General features: G+C 63.6%; 20 protein-coding genes, 1 tRNA gene and 1 pseudogene. 11 read left to right on the top strand and 11 right to left on the bottom strand.

Features of this window, described 5'->3' with window-relative positions; all coding sequences use genetic code 11:
- Positions 1-128 precede the first annotated feature (128 nt).
- A pseudogene (locus ACWGKN_RS00735) lies at positions 129-620 on the bottom strand (formate/nitrite transporter family protein); the annotation flags it as partial.
- On the opposite strand from ACWGKN_RS00735, the gene ACWGKN_RS00730 reads away from it, so the two are divergent.
- Entirely contained in the window at positions 603-812 is a 210-nt protein-coding gene (locus ACWGKN_RS00730; protein ID WP_452094566.1) for a phage integrase N-terminal SAM-like domain-containing protein, read from the top strand. The pseudogene ACWGKN_RS00735 and the gene ACWGKN_RS00730 overlap by 18 nt on opposite strands.
- A 753-nt stretch (positions 813-1,565) precedes the next feature.
- Here ACWGKN_RS00730 and ACWGKN_RS00725 read toward each other — a convergent pair.
- Both ACWGKN_RS00725 and ACWGKN_RS00720 read right to left on the bottom strand, forming a co-directional pair.
- Entirely contained in the window at positions 1,566-2,273 is a 708-nt protein-coding gene (locus ACWGKN_RS00725; RefSeq protein WP_452094490.1) for an O-methyltransferase, read from the bottom strand.
- Between the two features lie 87 nt (positions 2,274-2,360).
- Positions 2,361-3,623, bottom strand: coding sequence for a M48 family metallopeptidase (locus ACWGKN_RS00720; RefSeq protein ID WP_052159949.1), 1,263 nt, complete (start codon positions 3,621-3,623; stop codon positions 2,361-2,363).
- A gap of 361 nt (positions 3,624-3,984) precedes the next feature.
- On the opposite strand from ACWGKN_RS00720, the gene ACWGKN_RS00715 reads away from it, so the two are divergent.
- Positions 3,985-5,010, top strand: coding sequence for a hypothetical protein (locus ACWGKN_RS00715; RefSeq protein ID WP_452094489.1), 1,026 nt, complete (start codon positions 3,985-3,987; stop codon positions 5,008-5,010).
- A gap of 58 nt (positions 5,011-5,068) precedes the next feature.
- On the opposite strand, the gene ACWGKN_RS00710 is transcribed toward ACWGKN_RS00715, so the two are convergent.
- The 7 genes from ACWGKN_RS00710 to rnc all read right to left on the bottom strand — a co-directional run bounded on the left by ACWGKN_RS00710 (position 5,069) and on the right by rnc (position 12,215).
- The gene (locus ACWGKN_RS00710; RefSeq protein ID WP_452094488.1) at positions 5,069-6,568 is read right to left on the bottom strand and encodes an efflux transporter outer membrane subunit; all 1,500 of its coding nucleotides are present in this window, start codon (positions 6,566-6,568) and stop codon (positions 5,069-5,071) included.
- Positions 6,569-6,594: 26 nt separating this feature from the next.
- Positions 6,595-7,305, bottom strand: coding sequence for an ABC transporter ATP-binding protein (locus ACWGKN_RS00705; RefSeq protein WP_035229603.1), 711 nt, complete (start codon positions 7,303-7,305; stop codon positions 6,595-6,597).
- 1 nt (position 7,306) lies between these two features.
- The gene (locus ACWGKN_RS00700) at positions 7,307-8,512 is read right to left on the bottom strand and encodes an ABC transporter permease (RefSeq protein ID WP_452094487.1); all 1,206 of its coding nucleotides are present in this window, start codon (positions 8,510-8,512) and stop codon (positions 7,307-7,309) included.
- On the bottom strand, positions 8,509-9,660 hold the full coding sequence (locus ACWGKN_RS00695; RefSeq protein ID WP_424256268.1) for an efflux RND transporter periplasmic adaptor subunit: 1,152 nt from the start codon (positions 9,658-9,660) through the stop codon (positions 8,509-8,511). Before ACWGKN_RS00695 ends, ACWGKN_RS00700 begins: the two co-directional genes overlap by 4 nt.
- Positions 9,657-10,265, bottom strand: a complete 609-nt coding sequence (locus ACWGKN_RS00690; protein ID WP_424256267.1) for a TetR/AcrR family transcriptional regulator — start codon at positions 10,263-10,265, stop codon at positions 9,657-9,659. Before ACWGKN_RS00690 ends, ACWGKN_RS00695 begins: the two co-directional genes overlap by 4 nt.
- A gap of 186 nt (positions 10,266-10,451) precedes the next feature.
- Positions 10,452-11,480, bottom strand: a complete 1,029-nt coding sequence (locus tag ACWGKN_RS00685) for an elongator complex protein 3 (protein WP_052159946.1) — start codon at positions 11,478-11,480, stop codon at positions 10,452-10,454.
- A 6-nt stretch (positions 11,481-11,486) separates the two neighbouring features.
- Positions 11,487-12,215: a ribonuclease III gene (rnc, locus tag ACWGKN_RS00680; RefSeq protein WP_035229596.1), complete on the bottom strand. Its 729-nt coding sequence runs from the start codon at positions 12,213-12,215 to the stop codon at positions 11,487-11,489.
- A gap of 61 nt (positions 12,216-12,276) precedes the next feature.
- Between rnc and ACWGKN_RS00675 the strand changes: the two genes are divergently transcribed.
- Positions 12,277-12,352 (top strand) — tRNA-Cys (locus tag ACWGKN_RS00675).
- Between the two features lie 142 nt (positions 12,353-12,494).
- Here ACWGKN_RS00675 and ACWGKN_RS00670 read toward each other — a convergent pair.
- Positions 12,495-15,002 carry a glycogen/starch/alpha-glucan phosphorylase gene (locus ACWGKN_RS00670; protein ID WP_452094486.1) on the bottom strand — a complete coding sequence of 836 codons (2,508 nt, stop codon included), beginning with the start codon at positions 15,000-15,002 and terminating at the stop codon, positions 12,495-12,497.
- A 331-nt stretch (positions 15,003-15,333) separates the two neighbouring features.
- On the opposite strand from ACWGKN_RS00670, the gene ACWGKN_RS00665 reads away from it, so the two are divergent.
- The 8 genes from ACWGKN_RS00665 to ACWGKN_RS00630 all read left to right on the top strand — a co-directional run bounded on the left by ACWGKN_RS00665 (position 15,334) and on the right by ACWGKN_RS00630 (position 22,700).
- Positions 15,334-15,939, top strand: coding sequence for a tetratricopeptide repeat protein (locus tag ACWGKN_RS00665; RefSeq protein WP_052159945.1), 606 nt, complete (start codon positions 15,334-15,336; stop codon positions 15,937-15,939).
- An 86-nt stretch (positions 15,940-16,025) separates the two neighbouring features.
- A complete protein-coding gene (locus tag ACWGKN_RS00660) occupies positions 16,026-17,315 on the top strand; it encodes an O-acetylhomoserine aminocarboxypropyltransferase/cysteine synthase family protein (protein WP_452094565.1) in 1,290 nt (429 codons plus the stop codon).
- Positions 17,316-17,324: 9 nt separating this feature from the next.
- Positions 17,325-18,482, top strand: coding sequence for a homoserine O-acetyltransferase MetX (metX, locus tag ACWGKN_RS00655; RefSeq protein ID WP_452094485.1), 1,158 nt, complete (start codon positions 17,325-17,327; stop codon positions 18,480-18,482).
- Positions 18,463-19,095, top strand: coding sequence for a methionine biosynthesis protein MetW (gene metW, locus ACWGKN_RS00650; RefSeq protein ID WP_424256263.1), 633 nt, complete (start codon positions 18,463-18,465; stop codon positions 19,093-19,095). Before metX ends, metW begins: the two co-directional genes overlap by 20 nt.
- 45 nt (positions 19,096-19,140) lie before the next feature.
- A complete protein-coding gene (locus tag ACWGKN_RS00645) occupies positions 19,141-20,124 on the top strand; it encodes a serine O-acetyltransferase (protein WP_424256262.1) in 984 nt (327 codons plus the stop codon).
- 30 nt (positions 20,125-20,154) lie between these two features.
- Positions 20,155-21,066, top strand: a complete 912-nt coding sequence (gene cysK, locus ACWGKN_RS00640; RefSeq protein ID WP_452094484.1) for a cysteine synthase A — start codon at positions 20,155-20,157, stop codon at positions 21,064-21,066.
- A 106-nt stretch (positions 21,067-21,172) separates the two neighbouring features.
- Positions 21,173-22,099 carry a selenium metabolism-associated LysR family transcriptional regulator gene (locus tag ACWGKN_RS00635; protein WP_052159944.1) on the top strand — a complete coding sequence of 309 codons (927 nt, stop codon included), beginning with the start codon at positions 21,173-21,175 and terminating at the stop codon, positions 22,097-22,099.
- A 31-nt stretch (positions 22,100-22,130) separates the two neighbouring features.
- Complete coding sequence (locus ACWGKN_RS00630) at positions 22,131-22,700, top strand: acyloxyacyl hydrolase (RefSeq protein WP_052159943.1); 570 nt, start codon at positions 22,131-22,133, stop codon at positions 22,698-22,700.
- Positions 22,701-22,744 lie beyond the last annotated feature (44 nt).

The following is a 22,744-nucleotide window of genomic DNA, read 5'->3' as shown; positions in this document are numbered from 1 at the left end:
ACGTCACAATTTTGAGAGAGTCAATCATATTTGGGCGTTTTTGTTTATATTGCTATTATTACGTAATTTTTGCACACAATGGTTTGCAAACGGGCAAGCCGTCAAATGAGTCCTCGTCCTGCAACATGTCAGGGGTTTTCGTCCCCACTTGCCGCCCTTCGATAGATGACGTGGTAAACAAGTGCCACTATCACACTGCCTCCGATGAGGTTGCCTAGAATTACCGGACCCAGATTGCTGAAAAATCCAACCCAAGTGATGGCATCGGTGTTCAATCCAGTGTGACCAAAAGTTTTCAGCAGCATGGCCAGGGGGATAATGTACATATTGGCAATGCTATGTTCGAAGCCGGCGGCAACGAATGCCGATATCGGAAAGACGATCGCCACGACTTTATCGATGACGCTTCGCCCGGCAAATGCCATCCACACGGCCATGCAAACCAAAACATTGCACAGAACTCCTTTAAAGAAAGCTGTCCAGAACGGCATGGTGCATTTAGCAGCGGCAATTTTGAGATATTGATCTGCAATTGCGCCGTTGTTCATTTCAGGATGCCCGGAAAGGAACACCAGCAGCGCTAATCCAGCTGCACCTATAAAATTTGCACAGCAGACAACAGCAGACGGACGGAAAAAACGTATCTGAATTGGACCCGGCAGAATCTGCGCTATTGTGCCGAAAGACAGACCGGCGAGGTCTCGGCAATCTCTTCCGAACTTGTCAGCAATTTCCTTGCGTATCTGGCGATGCAGCGTAAAGTTTCGGCCTCCACTCAGTCTCGACATCCACAGCCGCTTGGCCATTATTAGCCTGGACAAAGCCCTTGTCCGAGGACGGCATGATGCGGGACTCCTCGTCAGTCAAATCAACCTGATCTTTCTTGTGCGCCCCCGGAATGGGTAGTTTCGGGCCACGACCACGAGGTTTTTTTGCCGATGTCCTTGGCTTTGGCCTGACGGGCAGCGACTATCTTCTCGTATATCACCGGAAGCGGGGGCGGTATCCTCCCGTCCCCCGCTTCCGGCCCTGCCCAACTGCCGGTTCGGGAGGCCGGAAGGGCGACCTCTCATGGTCCGTAGTCGAGATCACAGTTGATCGCGCATTGTTCCCTTTCGGTGTCGCACGTGTTGTCATCTTCGCGGTCAAGCGCACACGCGGTGTGCTCAAGATCGCATTGTTCGAGACATTCCAGATGCTTCTGTAAAGTATCGTTGAGTACCATCGGGCACCTCCTTCCGATTTGCCCCGGCAGAGGCGATTGCACACCCTCCTCCCGGGCCTCCCGGTCGTGGATGGCGGCAACGCCTTCCGTCGCCACCGCATCGACAGAATCATGATCAGCGTCCCTGAGGCCGCCTGCATCCAGGGGATGGTCAAACCGCGCCTCAAATACACTGAAACACACAGTTAACGGTAACTACCATCACGGGAAATTCAAGCGACGAACAGGCCGGGGACAAGAGGTGTCATGGCAGTGAGTGTGACAAAAAAACCAACGACATCGTTGGTTGAGATCCTGCCGATCAGATCCCTGACTGGTTGGAGTCATCTCGCAAGACGCGTCAATCGGGTTTCCTGCGGATAAGGTAGATGCCGTCCCGGATGGTAAGGAACACCTTGTCGGCCCGGTCGTCTGCCTGCACCAAGGCGTTGAAATCCGCCATCGCCCTGCTCTCATCGTCCTGCGGATCGAGCACCTCGCCATACCACAGGGCGTTATCGGCCACGATCAGGCCGCCGGCCCGCACCAGCCGCATCGATTCTCCGTAATAGGCACTGTAGTTGCGCTTGTCGGCATCGATGAAGACCATGTCGGTTTTGCCGTCCGCCAGGGTTCTGAGGATTTCCAGGGCCTCTCCTCGGCGTAACGTGATCTTGGTGCGGCAGGGGCTACGGTCGAAGAATCCCTGGGCGATATCGGCGTGGCCGGGATTGTGTTCGATGGTCAGGATTTTTCCCCAGGGGGAGATCGCTTCGGCCATCGCCAGCGCCGAGTAACCGGTAAAGGTACCGATGTCGACGATGTCCTGGGCATTTGCCAGTTGTACGATCAATTGGAGGAATCTGCCTTCGACTCGTCCGGTCAGCATGCTGGGATAGGATGTCTGTGTCAGGGTATAGCGTTCGACCTCTTCCAGGAGATCGGACAGCGGCGAGGTGTGATCCGCGGCATAGAGCCCGGCGTTCCGGGCCACCATGTCCATGAAGCTGTAAGCATCGCTTGAGGTGCCCCTCGGTCGGGTCGAAGTCGGGGAAGGCAGTCGATCCATGTCTCCCTCCTGTTGTTGCTAGCGTTGCGGCCGTTATGGTCCAGGCGGCCTTCTCGCCGCCGATCCGTCACGATTGGTAACGTCGACCTACCTCGAACAATAGGTATCGGCAGCGGAAAAACAACGGCGGAGAGCGGCAATCCGCGCCAGCATCGGCGGATGGCTGTAATGGACAATGACGTTGAACGGGTGGGGAGTGAGGTTGGCGAGGTTGCGAACGCTCAGTTTCTTCAGGCCGCTGATCAGGGCCTCGGCACCGGCACCGGTCCGGGCGGCGAAACGGTCGGCCTGGTATTCGTTGTGCCGGGAATAGGCATTGAGGCCGATACCGATCAGCGTCGATATCGGGGCGTAAAGGAAACCGAAGAACACCAGCCCGGCATGGATGGAGATATGTTCCATCCCGAAGGCGGCGAACAACCCCGGACTGTCGAGGAACAAAGAGAGGATGAAGAACATCAGCCCGGTCTGGAGGATCGAGAGCGCCATCATGCCGATGACGTGCCTGAGCCGGTAATGCCCCATCTCATGGGCGAGGACGGCGACGATCTCGGCGGTGGTCAGCTGCTCGATCAGGGTATCGAAAAAGACGATGCGGCGGAAGCGGCCGAAGCCGGTGAAAAAGGCGTTGGCCCGGGTCGAACGCCTGGACCCGTCCATGGTGTAGATTCCCTGCAGGGCGAATCGCTGTCCGGCGGCATAGGCGGTGATGGCCTCCTTCAGTTCGCCTGCGGCCAGCGGCGTAAAGCGGTTGAACAACGGCATGATGAGCACCGGGGCCAGGAACTGGACCACCACGATGAACACCACCGCCGCGCTCCAGCAGTAGAGCCAGGCCAGCGGGCCGCTGGTCTCGAAGAACCAGAGGATGGCGGCCAGCAGCGGGCCGCCGAGCACCACCGCGACCAGTGCGGCCTTGAGGCCGTCGGCGACAAAGGTGGCCACGGTGGTGGTATTGAAGCCGAAGCGCTGTTCGATGACGAAGGTGGCGTAGATCGAAAAAGGCAGGTGCAGCAACGCCTGGAGCAGGGCCAGCAGGCCGAGGAAAATCAGCCCGGTGGGGATCGGGGACAAGCCGAAACCGCGGGCCATGCCATCGATCAGATTGAAACCGCCGGCGAGAATAAAGGCCAAGGTCACCGCCAGCACTATCGTCGCCTGAATCAGGGAGAAGCCCGTAGTGGCCCGGGTGTATCGCTGAGAGCGGGCATAGACATCGGCAGCATAGACATCGGCGAATTCAGCCGGCAGTTCGGGACTGAGGGCGCGCAGGTTGAGCAGGGCCGCCGTCAGTTCGAGCAGGTAGTGCAACAGGAGAATGGATAGAATAATAATGAGATAACTGTTCATGGTGGATATCAATGCCTTGATTGTCATGGTTCAGGTGCGGGTTGCCGGCGGCCTTTCCAGGTAACAGGCATAGCAGACTGCCGCTTCCAGGTAAATTGCAAAAGTATTCTCCGGCTGTCTCAACGGTACCAAGGGAGAGCTGTCGGCACCAGGATGGTGTCTGCTTCGCGCCCGTGCCGGTGGAGATCGTCGGCGTACCCCCTGGGACACAAAGGAATGGAAAGATCTCGTTTATCCCTGTCCCCTGAAATGGTATCGTGGAATCGGGAACAACTGAATCCTCCAGCAACCGATTGACCACAACCACTACCTCGCCATCAGACCGATACCGCTATCCGATTTGTCTACAGGAGAACAACCCATGCCGATCCCCGGAAACCTCTTGACCACCGCCATGGCCGTCATGCCCCAGACCGATGTTCGGCAGGCCCTCGATCTCGCCTTGACCCTCGATATCCCCTTCTGGCCGCAGCTGCCGAACTCCAGTTATTACGAAGACATGTATGTCCAGGCGGCGGAGCATTTTCCCGGCATCGTGCTGGATATGGACCAACGGACCCTGCGTTTCTCGCTGCCCAAATTCATCGACGAGTTCGAAGAGACCATGAGCCGGTTCGACGATCCGGCCTACTTCGATATCAGCGAGCAGTACTCGGTCGTCTACCATGATTTTTTATCCAGAGATCTCGCCGGGCGTCCGGCGATCCGCGGCCAGCTCGAGGGGCCGGTCAGTTTCGGTTTCAACATCCTCGACCAGGACGACCGCCCGATCCTGTTCGATGACACCATCCGGCCGTTCATGTTCGAGTTCATGGCCAAACGGATCAATGTCCAACTGGCCCGACTGAAGGAACGCAACCCCAATGCCTTCATGTTCATCGACGAACCGGGAATGCAGTTCATCTTCTCGGCGATGTCCGGTTACAACGACCAGCAGGCGAAGGCCGATCTGGATGCGTTTCTGGCGACGGTCGACGGCCCGCGGGGGATCCATCTCTGCGGCAATCCCGACTGGGAGTTCATGCTCGGTCTCGACCTCGATATCCTGTCGCTGGATATCTCTACCAATGCCGAGATCTTTGCCTCATGCACCGGATCGATCAGAAAATTTCTTGACCGGGGCGGGGTCCTGGTCTGGGGGATCGTCCCGACCGGCTATGAGGTATTCGCCAAGGAAAGCCTGGGGTTGCTGGCAATGAAGCTGGAAGGCATCTGGCAGCATCTAGGCAAAAACGGGATCGATCTCGAACTGCTCCTCGACCGCAGCCTGCTGTCGCCGGCGACCTGCTGCCTCGTCAACCCGGACCGGGGCAAAACGGTGGAAAACGCCTTCACGCTGGTCAACCACCTTTCGCAGATGCTGAGAGTAAAATATAAGCTCGCCTGAACGATCGGCCCGGGCGACCGGTGGCCCCATCAATCGCCCCGCGGTGCACCGCCGCCGGTCACTTCAGCCCATCGGTCGGGGATGACCGCGCGACGGTTCCGGCGGCGTTCAACATCCCGCCGCCCATCGCCTGATAGAAGGCGGCGCTGTCGACGAGACGGGCGGCCCGGGCCTCGATCAGGGTCAGACTCGTCTGCTGCGCCTGCTGCCGGGCGATGAGCAGCTCGACATAACTGGCCGCCCCCAGCCCATACCGGCGCTCGATCGAGGCCAGAAACCCCCGGGCGGCGGCATCGGCGACCGCCAGAGCCGCCAGCCGCTGGGCGTCGTTGTCCAGCGCCCGCAGCACATCGGCGACATTGCGCAGCGCCTCGAGGACGACGACCCGGTAATTGGCCGCCGCCGCCTCGAAGGCGGCCAGGGCCGCCCGTTTTTCCGCCGGCAGGCCGGGGTTGAACAGCGGCTGGGTCAGCTGCCCGACCAGATTCCAGATCGCCGAACCGCTGCCGAACAAGGCCCCGGTGGTCAAGGACTGGCTACCGAGGTTGGCACTCAGATTCAGCTGGGGATAGAGTTTGGCGACGGCCACCCCGTATTCCGCATTCGCTGCCTGCAGCATGGCCTCGGCGGCCTGAATGTCCGGGCGAAGCCGCACCAGTTCCGAGGGCACGGCCAGCGGCAGATCGACGGGCAGCGTGAGCTCCGCCAGGGCGATGGCGGGCAGGCCGCCGCTCCCCGGCGCCTGGCCGACGAGCACCGCCAACAGGTGTTCGTTCTGCTGGCGCTGCTGACGCAACAGCGGGATGCCGGCGCGGGTCTGTTCCACCTGGGTCTGGAGGGCCAGCACTTCGTCGGGGGCGGCCTGGCCCAGGCGCAGCCGCTCCCGCGTCAACCGCAGCTGCGACTCCTGGGAGGCGAGGATGGCCTCCGTGACCTCGACCTGTGCTGCCAGCCGGGCCTCGGTGACGGCGGTGGTGACGATGTTGGCCGCCAGCGTCAGCCGTGCCCCCTCCACCTGGAAACGCTGCTGGTCGACCCTGGCCGCCAGGGCCTCGAGGGCGCGGCGGTTGCCGCCGGCGGCATCGAAGGTATACCGCACGTCGACGCCGGCATGGTACAGGCTGAACTCCCGGGCCGCGCCCGCCTGCCCCGAGGCGCCGGGGTCAAAGCGCTGCCGCTGGCCGCCGAGGTTGGCATCGACCTGGGGGTACAAGGTCGATCCTGACCGGGCGGCATACACCTCCTCGGCCTGGCGCAGGGTGGCCCGGGCTGCCGCCAGGGTCGGGTTGGCCTGCAGGGCTCGGTCGACCAGGGCATCGAGCTTGAACGACCCAAGTTCCCGCCACCATTGCCGCTCGACCGCTCCTCCGGCAACGAAACGCTGGGATTCCCCCGTCGCCGCGGGAGCCTCGACAGTGTGGGGAGGCAGGGGGGTTGGCGTATACGCCGAGACCCCGGGTCCGGTCGGGCGCTGATAATCGGGGCCCACCGCACAGCCTCCCACCAGGCCGATCGTGACCGCGGCAGCAATACAGGTCAACAGGTTGGCAGATTTCATCTTCGCCCCTCCCAATCGCTCGATGCTCATGCGATGTCCCGCCCTTCGCCGGCTTCCTCGTAGGTCACCCCGTCACGGATGTGATAGATGCGCTTGAACGTCGGGATGATTTTTTCGTCGTGGGTGACAACGATGATCGCCGTTTCGAATTGCCGCGCCATATCGTTCAATATCCGGATCACCGCCAGGGCGCGTTCGCTGTCGAGCGGGGCGGTGGGTTCATCGGCGAGGATCACCGGCGGCCGGTTGACCAGCCCCCGGGCAATGGCCACCCGCTGCTGTTCCCCGCCGGAGAGCTGCGACGGCATGGCCCGGGCGCGATGCTCGACCTCGAGCGCCGCCAGCAGCTCGATCGCCATCCGCCGCGCCTCGGGGTTGGGCCTGCCGGCGAGCATCGGCAGCAGGGCGACGTTGTCGGTGACATCGAGAAACGGGATGAGATACGGCGCCTGGAAGATGAAGCCGATCCGGTCGCGGCGCAGGGCCCGCAGGTCGGCGACCTTCCAGCCGTCGTCATAGATGGTCTCATCGCCGAGAATCATTCGCCCGGCGGTCGGTTCGATCACCGCCCCCAGGCATTTGAGCAGGGTGCTCTTGCCCGATCCGGATGGGCCGACCAGGCCAACCACCTCGCCCTGGCCAACCTCCATATCCACCCCCTTCAAGGCATCGACGGCGGTATCGCCGCGGCCGTAGCGCTTTTTCAGGCCTTCGATGCGAATCCCTCTGCCATCCATGTCACCCTCCAATGGCCTCGGCCGGATCGACCTTCAACGCGGCGCGGATGGCGACGATGCTCGCCAGCAGGCAGATCACCATGACGGCGCCGAAGCCGATGACCGAGTCGAGCGGCTGCAGCAGGACGTATTTGGGGAAGATCGGCGCCATCACCAGGGTGGCGGTGATCTTGCCGACCATGAAGCCGATCGCCCCCAGGGCGACGGCCTGTTGCATGATCAGGCCGACGATGGTGCGGTTCCTGGTGCCGATCAGCTTCAGCACCGCGATCTCGCGGATCTTGCCCAGGGTCAGGGTATAGATGATGAAGGCGACGATGGCGGCGCTGACCAGCGACAGGATCACCAGGAACATGAAGATCTGCCGGGCCGAGGTGGCGATCATCTTGCCGACCAGGATCTCCTCCATCTGACTCCGGGTATGGACGGTCAGCCGTTTCCAGCGCCGGATCGCCTGCGCCACTTCCTCCGCCTCATGCCCCGGTTCGATCTGCACCAGCACCGCGTTGACGTAGGGGTTGGTGCTCTGCGAGGCGATGACCGCCTCGAGCAGCCCCGGCACCTGGGGCCGGTTGAACGCCGGGTTTTCGGCGGTGCGCTGGCGCTGCTGCCGGATGGCGTCGTTGTCCTTGAGGAACTGGGCCTCCTGGGCATCCTTGAGGGGGATGAAGACCATCGGGTCGCCGCCGGAGGAGACCATCCGCCGAGTCAGCCCGACGACGGTGTAGAGATTGCGGCGGATCCGGAGGCGGTCGCCGAGTTCGAAGCCGGTGGCGATGTCGGCCACCGCCTCGTAATGGCCCCGGGTGATCTGGCGGCCGGCCACGAGATAGGGCGGCCAGCCCGGGGTTCCCGGGGCGCCGGCGGCGATGCCGGCGACCATCGCCCGGACGTCCCGTTCGCCCTGCCGCACCTGCATGGTGAAATAGGTGGCGTTGGCCGCCCGCGCCACCCCCGGCAGGCCGCGGATGCTCCGCCAGACATCGTCGTAGATGCTCGACGATTCGGCGTACGGCCCGAGGGTGTCCTGCTGCACCACCCACAGGTCGGCGCCGCTGTTGTCGAGCAACGCCTTGCCGTCATCGACCAGTCCGCGGTAGATGCCGGCCATCGACAGGGTGATGCCGATCAGCAGTCCCAGGCCCATGCCGGTGAAGACGAACTTGCCCAGCGAGTGCATGATATCGCGGCCGGCGAGACTGATCACGGTTTCACCCCCGTCAGCTGTTCGACCACCCGGACGCGGCTGCGTGAATGCAGGACCCTGGCGCTGTACACACTGATCTCGTCATCGACCTCGAGGCCATCGCGCACCTGGACCTGGCCGTCGAGATCGGCGACACCCAACGTCACCGGGGTGAAGCCCAGGTCGCCATCGCTGAGCCGCCACACCCCCAACCGGCCATCAACTCGCTGGATGGCGGCGTTGGGAATCACCGGCCCGGCCGCCAGCGGCGGTAAATCGACGGTGACCTCGGCCAGTTCCCCGATTGGCGGCAGCGGTTCGGGCAACGCGTCGAACACCGCCTTGGCCAGGGTTTCCTCGGTCACGGCATCGGCCAATGGCTCCACCCGCATGATCCGGCCGTTCCGGGGCTCGACCCCCTGCGAGCGCAGAACGATACGGGCCGGCAGATCGGCAGTCAGGCCACGGGCGTTGATCTGATCGAACCGGACATTGACCCACAGGTGTGCGGGGTCGATCAGTTCGATGACCGCCTGACCGGCGACGATCGTGACGCCGGGATCGGCATGGCGGGCGGTGACCAGCCCGGCGGCCGGGGCGACGAGATCGAGGTTCTTGCGTTGGACGACCAGGGCCGCCAGTTCGGCGCGGACCCGGGCCGCTTCCCCGCGCGCCGCGTTCAGACCCGCCTCGGCGGCCTGTTGTTCATTCTCTTTGGTCAGGACGATCTCTTCGCTGGTCGTCCGCGCCTCCAGCAGCTGCTGGTACCGCCGGGCCTGGGCCAGGGCGTAGTCATGGCGGGCCCGGGCCTCGTTCACCTGGGCTGCGGCGCGCTGGACCGCCGCCTCCTGGGCGCGGATCCGCTCGGCGAGATCGATCGGGTCCATTGCGCCGAGGATCTGTCCGGCCTCGACGCGATCGCCCACATCCACCTCCAGGTGTTTGACCCGCCCGGTGAAGGTGGGCCCTATCCGGTAGGTGTATCTGGCCTCGACGGTGCCGATGCCGAACAGCGCCGGTGCGATCGGGCGGCTTTCGACCCTGGCCACCGTCACCGGCACCGGGGCCAACGCCCCCGACCGCACGGCGACATAGACGAAGAGGGCGATCAGGGGCAAAAACCCGGCCAGCATTACCAGGGTGCGCTTGTGTACAGGGAATGGTTTCATGATCTCCTCCGGATGCCGCGCTGGTAGATGGCGAAGACCCGCGGCGCGTCATGGCGGATGCGGCCGACGTCACCGGCCAGCAGTGACTGAATGACCAACCCCTGCAGCGTGCCGATGAACAGGATGGCGGCGGCCTCAGTGTCCAGGTCGGGGTCGATTTCGCCGAACGCCTTGCCCTGTTCGATCAGCCCCCGCAACTGCCCGGCGTAGCGCTCTACCAGCGACTGCACCTTGGCCTTGGAGCCCGTCCTATCGGCGTTCTGCAGCTCGCCGAACAGCAGATGGGGCACGCCCGGGTGTTCGGCGACAAACTCGGCATGGGTCAGAAACATCGCCTCCAGTGCGGCGAGGGGCGAGGTCGCTCCCTCCGTCGCCCTTGCCAAGCGGGCCAACAGCCGCTCCGCCACCCACCCCATCACCGCCTCCAGTACCGCGGCCTTGTTGGGAAAATGGCGGAACAGGGCCCCCTGGGTCAGGCCCATGCGCTCGGCGATCGCCGCCGTGGTGATCCCGTTCGGGTTCCGCTCGGCGGCCAGCTCGATCACGGTCTGAACGATCACGGCCCGTCGTTCCTCGGCCGGGAGATGATGGTCACGGGTGCGCATACGCCCTCCATTCAGGATAGTAATTGATTACTATCTTGAATATATGACCTCGGCCGCTGTTGTCAAGGGCGTTGGACCGGTCTGTGACAGGAGGCACCGCCAAAGCCGGTCGGCCGGTTACCGGCCGGCATCGATGGCAGGCTGCCGGTGTCGCCGAGTTCATGTCCTACAACATTGCAGGTGTGATCACCGCAAGCGGGGAGGGGGAGATGGACCAAGGAGATATTCGACGCTGCCCCGCGCCGCCTGCCGATCTTCCTCCAGGGTGAAGCGCCCGCCATAGCCGAGGGCGGCCAGGCGTCGGAGGTTGGCCTGCCGGTGACCGGCAAGCGCCGAGCGGTCGCGGTGGCAGATGCGGATCGTCAGATGCTCGCTGGCCGCCAGGTCCGCCAGCCGCCGCCGGAGCCGCGTAAACCACAGCCGCGACTGGACGCACTCGCCGAAGGCCGGGTGATAGGGGCCGGCCATGATCTCGGCCTCCAGCTCGGGCGAGGGCTGGAGACCCATGCGGATCACCCGGATCCCGGCATCATCGAGCATCTCTTTGGCCCGGGCGGTCTTGGCCACCGCCTGGTTGAGTGATAGCGGCCGATAGCGGCCGGCCAGCCACTCGGCGGCCAGGCCGGTATTGCGCAGCACCACCGCCGGATAGAGCCGGACCACGGCCGGGGCCAGGGCGATGGTCTGGCGGATGCCGGCGATGAAGGACCGATGCGTCTCCCCCGGCAGACCGGGCATCAACTGGATGCCGACCGTGATCCCGGCCTGCCGCAGCCGCCGCACCGCCTGCCGGCTGTCGGCCGCCGTATGGCCGCGCCGTGCCGCCCCCAGCACCTGGTCGTCGAACGACTGGACACCGAGTTCGACGATGCCGACCCGATGGTCGCGGAGAAACCGGCACACCTCGATATCGATGCAATCCGGGCGGGTCGACAGACGGATGGTATGGACCTCGCCCGAGGCGACGAACGGCTGCACCGCCGCCAGCAGCCGTCGCTGCTCCGCCAGGGGCAGACAGGTGAAGGACCCGCCGAAAAATGCGGCCTGGACCTCGTCGCGCCCCGGGCTGCGCCTGATCCAGGTCCGGATGATAGCGCCGATGGCCGTCACATCGTTCGCCGCCTGTCCCGCCGCGGTTATGCTGTGCTGGTTACAGAAGAGGCAGAGGTGGGGGCATCCCCGATGGGGGATGAAGAGTGGAATGATCAGGGGCATGACGGTTCATTCGCCTTCCTTCAGCAAACTGAGGGCGGCAGCGGCGGCCCGCTGTTCCGCCTCTTTCTTCGACCGGGCCTGACCGGTGCCGAGGACCTCGCCGCGGAACACGACCGAAGTGGTGAACAGCGGCTGATGCGACGGCCCCTCCTCCTGATCGAGCTGGTACTGGGGCCCCTCGTTGAAGCGGTCCTGCAGCACCTCCTGCAACCGGCTCTTGGCGTCGGCCACCAGCAGCTCCTCCTTCTTGCCGGAGATTGCCGGGATGAAGAAGGTCTCGATGCACCCTGCGGCCAGGTAGTACCCGGCATCCTCGAAGATCGCTCCGATCACCGCCTCATAGGCGGAACTGAGGATCGAGGACTTGTTGCGGCCGCTCGAGGCCTCTTCCCCCCGGCCGAGGCGAAGAAAGCGGCCGAGCTCGATGTTGCGCGCCATCTGGGCCAGGTGGATCTCGTTGACCAGGGCCGAACGGAGCCGGGTCAGCTCTCCTTCCCGCATCTCCGGATACCGTTTATGCAGCAGGTGGCCGACCGCCAGATACAGGACCGCATCGCCCAGGTACTCGAGAATCTCGTTGTTTTTGCCGAAGGACGGCTGTTCGAAGGAATAGGACGAATGGACGAGGGCCAGCTGCAACAGCCGCAGGTCGGTGAAACGGTACCCGAGGATCTTCTCTAACTCGCTCAGCGGCTCCTTGTTCTCCTGCACCAAGGCGTCGAGATCCGTTGCCATGCTCAAATAATTCCTCTTGTCAAAATGATTAACTATGGTATAAAGATGGCCTCACCGTTGCGGCGGCGTAGCCAAGTGGCTAAGGCAGTGGTCTGCAAAACCATTATTCAGCGGTTCGAATCCGCTCGCCGCCTCCAGCAGATGCAGGGGACCATGGTATCAGCCATGGTCCCCTTTTTCATTTCCGACCCGATCACCCGACCCGGCCCGCCCGAGGCTGCCCCTGTATAGCACAGACGAAGACGATTCGCACGCCAAAGTTCAGCCGCCGCACCTTCATCAGGCCACCGGTATCCCCCAGATCTCCTCGGAGTACTCTCTGATCGTCCGATCGGTCGAGAACTTGCCCATCCGGGCGACGTTGAGAATCGCCATCCGCGTCCAGTTCTCCGGCTCGAGAAAGGCGGCGTTGACCCGATGCTGACAATGGATGTAGGACTCCAGATCGAGCAGCAGCAGGTAGGGATCGTACTGGTTCATCAGGCTGTCGACCAGCGGCATGAACAGCTCACGGTTGCCGGGGCTGAAACAGCCGTTCTTCAGGCTCTCGATCACGTCACCCACCTCGGCGTTGGCCTGACAGATCTGCAGGGGCGTGCGACTGACGTTGAGCCGCTCGTACTCGGCCTCCTCGGCAGTCATGCCGAAGATGAAGATATTGTCCTCGCCGACCTCCTCGCGGATCTCGATATTGGCCCCGTCGAGGGTGCCGATGGTCAGGGCTCCGTTGAGGGCGAACTTCATGTTGCCGGTGCCGGAGGCCTCGGTGCCGGCGGTGGAGATCTGCTCGGACAGGTCGGCCGCCGGGATGATCTTTTCGGCCTGGGACACCGTGTAGTTGGGGAGAAAGACCACCTTCAGCCGGCCGAGGATGCGGGGGTCGTTGTTGATCACGTCGGCAATCGAGGTGATCAGCTTGATGATCAGTTTCGCCCGCCAGTAGGACGGGGCCGCCTTGCCGGCGAAGATCACGGTCCGGGGGGCGATTACCTCATCGCTGTTGCGCAGGATCCTGTGATAAAGATAGATGACGTGCAGGGCGTTGAGCAGCTGCCGCTTGTACTCGTGGATCCGCTTGACCTGGACGTCGAACATCGAGTCGGGGTCGATGGTCAGCGAACACAGGTCCTTGACGTACCCGGCCAGCCGCACCTTGTTGGCCCGTTTGACCTCCCGCCAGCGGCGGCGAAAATCCGGGTCGTCGGCATGGGGTTCAAGCCGGCGCAGCTGGGCAAGATCGGTGATCCAGCCATCGCCGATGCACTCGCCGATCAGCGCCGCCAGCTCGGGGTTGGCATGGAGCAGCCAGCGCCGCGGAGTGATGCCGTTGGTCTTGGAATTGAACCTGCCCGGATAGAACTGGTGGAAGTCGTGGAACAGCCGGTCCTTCAACAGCCGGGTGTGCAGCGCCGCCACCCCGTTGACCGAATGGCTGCCGATGATGGCAAGATGGGCCATGCGTATCTTCTTCGGCGGCCCCTCCTCGATGATCGACATATTCCGCAACCGGTTGATGTCGCCGGGATAGCACTGGGCCACCGCCTCGAGAAAGCGGCGGTTGATCTCGTAGATGATCTCAAGGTGACGGGGCAGGACCCGGCCCAGCAGATCGACGGTCCATTTTTCCAGGGCCTCGGACATCAGGGTATGGTTGGTATAGGCGAAGGTCTTGACGCAGATATCCCAGGCCTTCTCCCAGGTCAGGCCCTCAGTGTCGAGGAGCATCCGCATCAGTTCGGGAATGGCGATGGATGGATGGGTATCGTTGAGCTGCACCGCCACCGACTCGCTGAATTTGTCGAAACCGTCCCTGTTGTTCTTCTTGAAGCGCCGCATCACGTCCTGGAGGGTGGCGGCGACGAAAAAGTACTGCTGTTTGAGCCGCAGTTCCTGGCCGGCGAGGTTGTGATCCGGCGGGTAGAGGACCTTCGAGATGGTCTCGGAGCTGACCTTGGACTGGACGGCGCTGATATAATCGCCCTGGCTGAAAAAGCCGAGGTCGAGTTCACGCGAGGCCCGCGCCGTCCACAGCCGCATGTTGATCACATGATCGTTGCGGTAGCCCGGAACCAGGATATCGCAGGGCATGGCCATGACGTCGGTGGTGTTGACCCACTTGGCCCGGTAGCGGCCGTTGTCGTCGAGATAACCGGAGACATTGCCATAGAAGCGGACCGGGAAGACCGGCACCCGCCGCTCGAACTCCCACGGCGTGCCGTAGCGCAGCCAGTTGTCCGGGGTCTCGACCTGGTAGCCGTCGATCAGCTGCTGATAGAACAGCCCGTATTCATAGCGGATACCGTACCCGTAGGCCGGGATCTTGAGGGTGGCGATCGAATCCATGAAACAGGCGGCGAGCCGGCCGAGACCGCCGTTGCCGAGCCCCGCCTCCTCTTCCTGGTCCCGGATCTCGCTCATGTCGAAGCCGAGATCCTCGATGGCCTTCTTCGCATCCTCCATGATCCCGAGGTTGATCAGGCTGTTGCCGAGCGAACGGCCGATCAGGAACTCGAGCGAGAGATAGTAGACCCGTTTCTTTTTCTTGGCGTAGAAGGTCTTCTGGGTCGAAATCCACTTCTCCACCATGATGTCGCGCATCGTATAGGCCAGGGCCTTGTAAATGTCGGTCGGACCGGAGCGCTCCGGGTCGCGCCCCTGAAAACTCATCAGATGGTGGATGATGTTGTCCTTGATCGCCTCGGTATTGGTCTTGAAGAACGCCTCGGGACAGGAAGGTGATTCCTTGCCCGGACCCGACTGGGACTCGACCTTCTGCAGCTTTTTCATATTCCGTCTCCATTGCTCATTGCCGGGAAACCCGGTTCACTTTTCGCATCTTCCCCGTCCCCCTTCCCGCTTCCCTGACATTGACAGCGGACGCAGCCTGCTTATTGCTATCCCTATGGGCTGCCGGTGACGGGGAAACAATCTGTATCATTTCAGTCTGCCATGACGGCAGCGAAGATGTCCAGACCTTGCAGACCATTCCGTCTTTTTGTTGAGGATTGTACCACATTGCAGTATACAGGAAGACCGTGCCCGGAAATTTATCCGACTGTCATCGCCCCGCCGCATCCGAGACCGTCGCCAACCCGTTCCCCCCGATAGCGGAAGACCCATGAAAACACCACAGCCTGCAGCGAAAAACCGAAACCTGATCCTCCTCCTCGTGATCTTCATCGGCGGCTTTCTCACCGGCGTCGCCTTCACCTCCTACAAGATGAGCGGCACGGCACCGCCGACGGCGACGGGAGAACAGGCCGCCCAGCAGATCCCGAAGGAACAGGCCGAGGCCATCGCCCAGCTCGAAGGCGCGGTCACCAGCCAGCCGAACGATTACCAGGCCTGGATCAGGCTCGGCCACCTCTACTTCGACACCCACCAGCCCGAGAAGGCGATTCAGGCCTACACCCGTTCGATCGAGCTGCATCCGCCCGACGCCAACCTGCTGACCGATCTCGGCGTCATGTACCGCAACACCGAACAGAAGGAAAAGGCGATCGAATCCTTCGACCGCGCCCGTCAGCTCGATCCGCAACACGAACCATCGCGGCTGAACAAGGGGATCGTTCAGCTCTTCGACCTCAATGATCCGCAGGGGGCCATCGCCAGCTGGGAGGAACTGCTCCGCCTCAACCCCGAGGCCAAGATGACCGACGGCAGCGGGGTCCGCCAGTTTATCGACGGGCTGCAGAAGGATCCGGCGAAGCCGAAGGACAAGTAACCGCGCCCGCTCCCGTCCCGCAATGGGTGTTTCCCGGCGCAACGAACGAAGATGCACGTGCAGCCCCGAACCATATAGGAGAGATGATGAAATTCGAGACCCTCGCCCTCCATGCCGGCCACACCGTCGACCAGGACAGCCTGTCGCGGGCGGTGCCGGTATACCGGACCAGCGCCTACCTGTTCCGGAGCACCGAGCACGCCGCCAACCTCTTCGCCCTGAAGGAGCTCGGCAATATCTACACCCGCATCGGCAACCCGACCCAGGCCGTGCTCGAGGAGCGGGTCGCCGCCCTCGAAGGCGGGGTGGCGGCGGTCGCCCTGGCCTCCGGCACCTCGGCGATCTTCTACAGCATCATCAATATCTGCCGCCAGGGCGACGAGGTGGTGGCGGCCAACAATCTGTACGGCGGCACCTTTTCGCAGTTCGACTCGATCCTGCCGCAGCTCGGGATCAAGGTCCATCTCGTCGATCCGAGCGATCCACAGAACTTCGCCCGCGCCATCACCGAACGGACCCGCGCCCTCTACTGCGAGACCCTGGGCAACCCGGCGCTGAACATGACCGACCTCCGAGCGGTGGCCGATATCGGCCACAGCCGTGGGCTGCCGCTGATCGTCGATTCGACCTTCACCCCGCCCTGCCTGTTGCGGCCGATCGAACACGGCGCCGACATCGTCGTCCACTCGCTGACCAAGTGGATCGGCGGCCATGGCACCGGCATCGGCGGCATCGTCGTCGACGCCGGCACCTTCGACTGGACCGACCCCAAATTCACCCTCTACAACGAGCCGGACCACAGCTACCACGGCCTGCGCTACGCCCACGACCTCGGCGAGATGAACCGCATCGCCTTCGCCCTGCGGCTGCGGCTGGTGCCGCTGCGCAACCTCGGCGCCTGCATCTCGCCCGACAATGCCTGGCTCTTCCTCCAGGGCATCGAAACCCTGGCCCTGCGGATGGAGCGGCACAGCGCCAACGGCCAGGCCGTAGCCGACTTCCTCCCCCGCCACCCGGCAGTGGCGTGGGTCAACTATCCCGGTCTCCCCGGCTCGCCCGGTCACGAGATCGCCCATAAATACCTGCGCCACGGCTTCGGCGGCATGGTCGCCTTCGGCATCAAAGGGGGTCCTGCGGCCGGCAGCCGCTTCATCGAGGGCCTGCGGCTGTTCTCGCATCTGGCCAACGTCGGCGACGCCAAGTCCCTGGCCATCCACCCGGCATCGACCACCCATTCGCAGCTCTCGCCGGAACAACTGGCAGCGGCCGGCATCGATGCCTCGATGATCCGGCTGTCGATCGGGATCGAGCATATCGACGACATCCTCGCCGATCTCGGCCAGGCGCTGGACCAGGCGGTTGGCAATGAAGGCTGAGCCCCGGCCATGACCGCCGCCACCGGACAGAGCGGGCCGGCAGCGGCCGACAGCGTCGAAAAGCGGTACCACCGTTTCGCCGAACCGCCCGACACCATGGCCCTCGAGAGCGGCGCCCGGCTCGGGCCGATCACCGTCGCCTACGAGACCTGGGGCCGGCTGAACGAGGGGCGCGACAACGCGATCCTGGTCGCCCACGCCTTCTCCGGCGACTCCCATGCCGCCGGCCGCTATGCCGGCGAGAGCGGGGACGACAAGTTGGGATGGTGGGACTTTCTGATCGGCCCCGGCAAGGGGATCGACACCGACCGCTATTTCGTGATCTGTGCCAACATCCTCGGCTCCTGCATGGGCACCACCGGCCCCTCCTCGATCAACCCGGCCACCGGCCGCCCCTACGGCCTCGACTTCCCGATGGTGACCATCGGCGACATGGTCGAGACCCAGAAACGGCTGCTCGACCATCTCGGCATCGACCGCCTGCTGACCGTCATCGGCGGCTCGGTCGGCGGCATGCAGGTCCTCGAGTGGTGCCGGCGCTATCCCCGGGCCATCCGGTCGGCGATCCCGATCGCCACGACGATGCGCCACTCGGCCCTGGCCATCGCCTTCAACGAGATCGCCCGTCAGGCGATCATGGCCGACCCCAACTGGCAGGGCGGCAACTACTACGACACCGGCCGCAGTCCCGATCTCGGCCTCGCCGTGGCCCGGATGGTCGGCCACGTCACCTACCTCTCCGACCAGGCGATGCGCCGCAAGTTCGGCCGGCGGCTGCAGGACAAGAACGATTTCTCCTTCGGCTTCGACGCCGATTTCCAGGTCGAGAGCTATCTCCGCCACCAGGGCAGCAAATTCGTCCGCCGCTTCGACGCCAACTCCCTGCTCTACATCACCCGCGCCGCCGACTACTTCGACATGACCCAGCGGCCGGAGCCGGTGGATGCCGAACGGCCGGACATCAAGTACCTCGTCGTCTCCTACAGTTCCGACTGGCTCTACCCGACCTACCAGGCCAGGGAACTGGTGCGGCGGCTCAAGCGGGCCGGCCGGGATGTCAGCTTCTGCGAGATCGAGGCCGACTGCGGCCACGATGCCTTCCTTCTCCCGGACGAGCGGCTGACCAACCTGATCCGAGGATTTCTCCATGGCATCGCCGCAGCCTGAACACATCCGCTTCGACCTTCAGGTCATCGCCTCGCTGATCGAACCCGGCAGCCGGGTCCTCGACCTCGGCTGCGGCGGCGGCGACCTGCTGGCCTGGCTGGCGGCAGCCAAGGATGTCAGGGGCGCCGGGATCGAACAGGACAAGGACAAGGCGGCCCGCTGCATCGCCCGCGGCCTCAGCGTCCTCCACGGCGACCTCAACACCGAGGTCGAAGATTACCCGGACGCAAGCTTCGATTACGTCATCCTCAGCCAGACCCTGCAGCAGGTCTACGAACCGGCCCGCCTCCTCCGCTCCCTGGCCCGGATCGGCAAACGGGTGATCGTCAGCTTCCCCAACTTCAGCCACTGGACGATCCGGCTGCAGCTGCTGTGGCGCGGCATGGCGCCGAAAAACGACCAGCTGCCGTACTCCTGGTACGACACCCCCAACATCCGGGTCATCACCCTCGCCGATTTCCGCCGGTTCGCCCGCGACGTCGGCTACCGGATCGTCCGGGAGATCGCCATCGACACCGCCAGCAGCAGCGGCAAGGTGGTCGAATTTCTGGCCAACTGGCGGGCCACCTATGGTATCTTCATCATTGAGCAGAAAAACTCCGGCGGCGCCTGACCGTCTCCGCCTCCCTCCCCTACCCCAACCGCGAGCACCGCACCCATGGCACTGAAAATTCATCCGCAACCGACCATCGACACCATCACCGACATCTGCAACCATATCCAGATCAGCCAGTCGAGCCGGCACGACAAGGTCCCGGCGGTCGTCAATCGCCTGCTGAACTCCTGGAGCACCAAGGAATGCTACGACCATATCAGTCCGGTGTCGATCCCCTCGCACGACAGGATCATCGAGATTGTCCAGCAGGCGCGGCGCATCCTCTTCCCCGGCTACTTCACCAGGACCCGGCTGCATGCCGCCAATCTCGAATACTACATCGGCAAGGAGACCACCGACCTCTACGAGAAGATGAGCGAACAGATCGTCATCGCCATCCGTCACGACTGCCGGCGCAACAACCTGCCCTGCACCAACTGCGAGGAGCTGAGCCAGGAGCTGACCCTGGCCTTCATCGAGACCCTGCCCGATGTCACCGCCATCCTCGCCACCGACATCCGGGCGGCGCTCGAAGGCGATCCCGCCACCGACAGCCCCGATGAGGTGATCTTCAGCTACCCCGGCCTCCTCGCCATCTCGATCTTCCGCCTGGCCCACGAGCTGTTCCGGCTCAAGGTGCCGATCGTCCCCCGGATCATGACCGAATACGCCCACAGCCTGACCGGCATCGACATCCACCCGGGTGCCACCATCGGCGAAGGCTTCTTCATCGACCACGGCACCGGCGTCGTCATCGGCGAGACCACCGTCATCGGCAACAACGTCCGCCTCTACCAGGGCGTCACCCTGGGGGCGCTGTCGCTGCCCCGCGATGCCGGCACCACACTGCGGCACCGGAAACGCCACCCGACGATCGAGGACGATGTCATCATCTACGCCAACACCACCATCCTCGGCGGCGACACGGTCATCGGCCGCGGCGCGGTCATCGGCGGCAACATCTGGCTCACCGAGAGCGTCGAGGCCGGCACCCGGGTCATACTCAAGCGCCCGGAATTGATCTACGCCAACGGTCGTGCCAGGTAGCCCAATCATCCCACTGCGACGAGGCCAGCCATGAAACTGACGGAAACCACAGGCAACACCCCGCTCCTTACCCTCGACAACTTCGGCGTCGGTTGTGCCGCGTCCATCCTCGGCAAACAGGAATCCCGCAACCCGATGGGCAGCGTCAAGTGCCGGATCGCGGTGGCGATGATCGATGCCGCCACGGCCGAAGGCTTAATCACCCCGGCCACCACGATCATCGAGCCGACCAGCGGCAATACCGGTCTCGGCCTGGCCTTCGTCTGCGCCAGCCGCCGCCTCCGCCTGATCCTGACGATGCCCGAGAGCATGAGCATCGAGCGGCGCAAGCTGCTCAAACACCTCGGCGCCGAACTGCTGCTGACCCCGGCGGCACTGGGGATGAAGGGGGCGATCGCCGAGGCCGAACGTCTGCTGGCCGAGACCCCGGACGCCTACATGCCGGACCAGTTCGCCAACCCGGTCAACCCGGACGCCCACCGCCGCACCACCGCCGAGGAAATCTGGCGGGACAGCGGCGGCCGCGTCGATGTCTTCGTCGCCGGCGTCGGCACCGGCGGCACGATCACCGGCGTCGCGGAGGTGCTGAAGGCCCGCAACCCCGCCCTGCGGGTGGTCGCGGTCGAGCCGGCCGCGTCGCCGGTGCTCTCCGGCGGCAGCCCCGGCCCCCACAAGATCCAGGGCATCGGCGCCGGCTTCGTCCCCAGGGTGCTGAACCGGGAAATCATCGACGAGGTCGTCACCGTCAGCGATGACGACGCCTTCGCCACCGCCCGGGAACTGGCGCGGAGCGAGGGCATCCTGTGCGGCATCTCGAGCGGCGCCGCGGCCTGGGCGGCCCGGGAGCTCGGCCGAAGGCCGGCACATGCGGGCCAGACCATCGTCGTCATCCTGCCCGACACCGGTGAACGCTACCTGAGCACCCCGCTCGTGGTCGACTGACGGCGATCCGGCCATCCCGGGCCGACGAAGCCGAAGAAAATACTGGAAAAGCCCGGAGGATGGCACTATACTTCGCGTTGACCGTAAGAACTTCCCGGCTGAGCATGTGATTGATTCAAACTCCAATCTGAGGACCGAGACCATCGAAACACGTCACCTGAAGGTTTTCGTCGCCGTCTACAAGCACCGCAGCTTCACCAAGGCCGCCGAATTGCTGCATACCAGCCAGCCGACGGTCAGCGAGCATATCCATAACCTCGAGTCGCGGCTCGACTGCCGGCTCTTCGACCGCCTCGGCCGGTCGATCCTGCCGACCCTCGAGGCGCAGCTTCTCTATCCGCGGGCCCTGGCGATACTCGAAGACCTGCGCCGGCTGGAGGATGAACTCAATGCCACCGGTAAAGGCGTAGCCGGCGAACTGATCATCGGCGCCAGCACCATACCGGGCGAATACCTCATCCCCAGACTGGCATCGTCGTTCAAGGCGAGGTATCCCGGCGTCTCGTTCGAGATCAGGATCGGCGATTCCGCCGGCATCGTCGACAGTGTCGCCGACAACGACCTGCTGATCGGCATCGTCGGGGCCCGGATTCCGTCCCGCAAGGTCAATTACCAGCCCTTCATCGAGGACGAACTGATCCTCATCGCCGCCGCCGACGCCGATATTCCGGAGACGATCGATGTGTCCGGACTGGTCGCCCTGCCCTTCCTGATGCGCGAGGAGGGATCGGGGACGCGGAAGAATATCGAGGCCTTTCTCGCCAAGAAGGACCTCGGCATCGAGCACCTGAAGATCTGCGCCACCCTGGGGTCAAGCACCGCCATCAAGGAATCGGTCAAGGCCGGCCTCGGAGTATCGATCATCTCCCGCTTGGCGGTGCACGACGAACTCCAGGGATGCCTGGTCAAGGAAATCAGGATCAAGGGCATGACGATGAAACGCTCGTTCTTCATCATCTCGGCCCCCAAACGGAGCCTGCCCAACCACTACCGCCTCTTTCTCCACCGGCTTCTGGAAGAACGGAGGCTCTGAACCACTCACCATTACACCAAAGGATACAATCATGCAGCCACTCGGGTATCTCCAAGCTCTCAGCGTGTCCCTCCTCCTCGTCATCATCCCGGCAATCGGAACGGCAGCGAAGGCGGATCCCACCTCGACCGCGACAACGAAGGAAACCGGCCTGTACTCGATCGGGGCCCGTTTCGGCACATCGTTCAGGGGTGAGGACACCGATCAGGCCGACATCTTCGTCGCCAGAAAACTGCCGTGGGGCAGGGATCTGTCGTCCGGCTGGAATCTCGGCACCGCCGGTGAGCTGGACCTGAGCATCCTCCAGCATGATGACGAGGAAGTCGTGGCCGGATCGATCTCGACCGACCTGATCCTGTCGTCACCGGGACACCGCTTCTTCCTGTTGACGGGAGTCGGCGCCGGCGTCCTCGAGGACGAAATCCTCGGCGATATCGATTTCGGCGGCCCGGTCTTCTTTCTCTTCCATGCCGGGGCCGGGCTGCGCCTCACCCCCTGGCTCTCTTTGGGCTACCGTTATTCGCATATGTCCAATGGCAGCATCTACGACAAGAACCCGAGCCTCAACCTGAACATGGTGGAGTTGCGGTTCACCTTCTGAGGCAGGAGCGGATCCCGGCCCGAACCTCTCCCCGGCCCTCCGAC

Source organism: Desulfoprunum sp. (genome assembly GCF_053613775.1).
Note: the sequence above shows the minus strand (reverse complement) of the source record. Positions and strands in the feature narration are given on the sequence as shown.

Bases quoted from the DNA above. Each gene is read 5' to 3' on its own strand.
- ACWGKN_RS00710 (WP_452094488.1), bottom strand. From the start codon at position 6,568: ATGAAATCTGCCAACCTGTTGACCTGTATTGCTGCCGCGGTCACGATC.
- ACWGKN_RS00665 (WP_052159945.1), top strand. From the start codon at position 15,334: ATGAAAACACCACAGCCTGCAGCGAAAAACCGAAACCTGATCCTCCTC.
- metX (WP_452094485.1), top strand. From the start codon at position 17,325: ATGACCGCCGCCACCGGACAGAGCGGGCCGGCAGCGGCCGACAGCGTC.
- ACWGKN_RS00725 (WP_452094490.1), bottom strand. From the start codon at position 2,273: ATGGATCGACTGCCTTCCCCGACTTCGACCCGACCGAGGGGCACCTCA.
- ACWGKN_RS00705 (WP_035229603.1), bottom strand. From the start codon at position 7,305: ATGGATGGCAGAGGGATTCGCATCGAAGGCCTGAAAAAGCGCTACGGC.
- cysK (WP_452094484.1), top strand. From the start codon at position 20,155: ATGAAACTGACGGAAACCACAGGCAACACCCCGCTCCTTACCCTCGAC.
- ACWGKN_RS00670 (WP_452094486.1), bottom strand. From the start codon at position 15,002: ATGAAAAAGCTGCAGAAGGTCGAGTCCCAGTCGGGTCCGGGCAAGGAA.
- ACWGKN_RS00645 (WP_424256262.1), top strand. From the start codon at position 19,141: ATGGCACTGAAAATTCATCCGCAACCGACCATCGACACCATCACCGAC.
- rnc (WP_035229596.1), bottom strand. From the start codon at position 12,215: ATGGCAACGGATCTCGACGCCTTGGTGCAGGAGAACAAGGAGCCGCTG.
- ACWGKN_RS00685 (WP_052159946.1), bottom strand. From the start codon at position 11,480: ATGCCCCTGATCATTCCACTCTTCATCCCCCATCGGGGATGCCCCCAC.
- ACWGKN_RS00630 (WP_052159943.1), top strand. From the start codon at position 22,131: ATGCAGCCACTCGGGTATCTCCAAGCTCTCAGCGTGTCCCTCCTCCTC.
- ACWGKN_RS00715 (WP_452094489.1), top strand. From the start codon at position 3,985: ATGCCGATCCCCGGAAACCTCTTGACCACCGCCATGGCCGTCATGCCC.
- metW (WP_424256263.1), top strand. From the start codon at position 18,463: ATGGCATCGCCGCAGCCTGAACACATCCGCTTCGACCTTCAGGTCATC.
- ACWGKN_RS00660 (WP_452094565.1), top strand. From the start codon at position 16,026: ATGAAATTCGAGACCCTCGCCCTCCATGCCGGCCACACCGTCGACCAG.
- ACWGKN_RS00690 (WP_424256267.1), bottom strand. From the start codon at position 10,265: ATGCGCACCCGTGACCATCATCTCCCGGCCGAGGAACGACGGGCCGTG.
- ACWGKN_RS00695 (WP_424256268.1), bottom strand. From the start codon at position 9,660: ATGAAACCATTCCCTGTACACAAGCGCACCCTGGTAATGCTGGCCGGG.
- ACWGKN_RS00720 (WP_052159949.1), bottom strand. From the start codon at position 3,623: ATGAACAGTTATCTCATTATTATTCTATCCATTCTCCTGTTGCACTAC.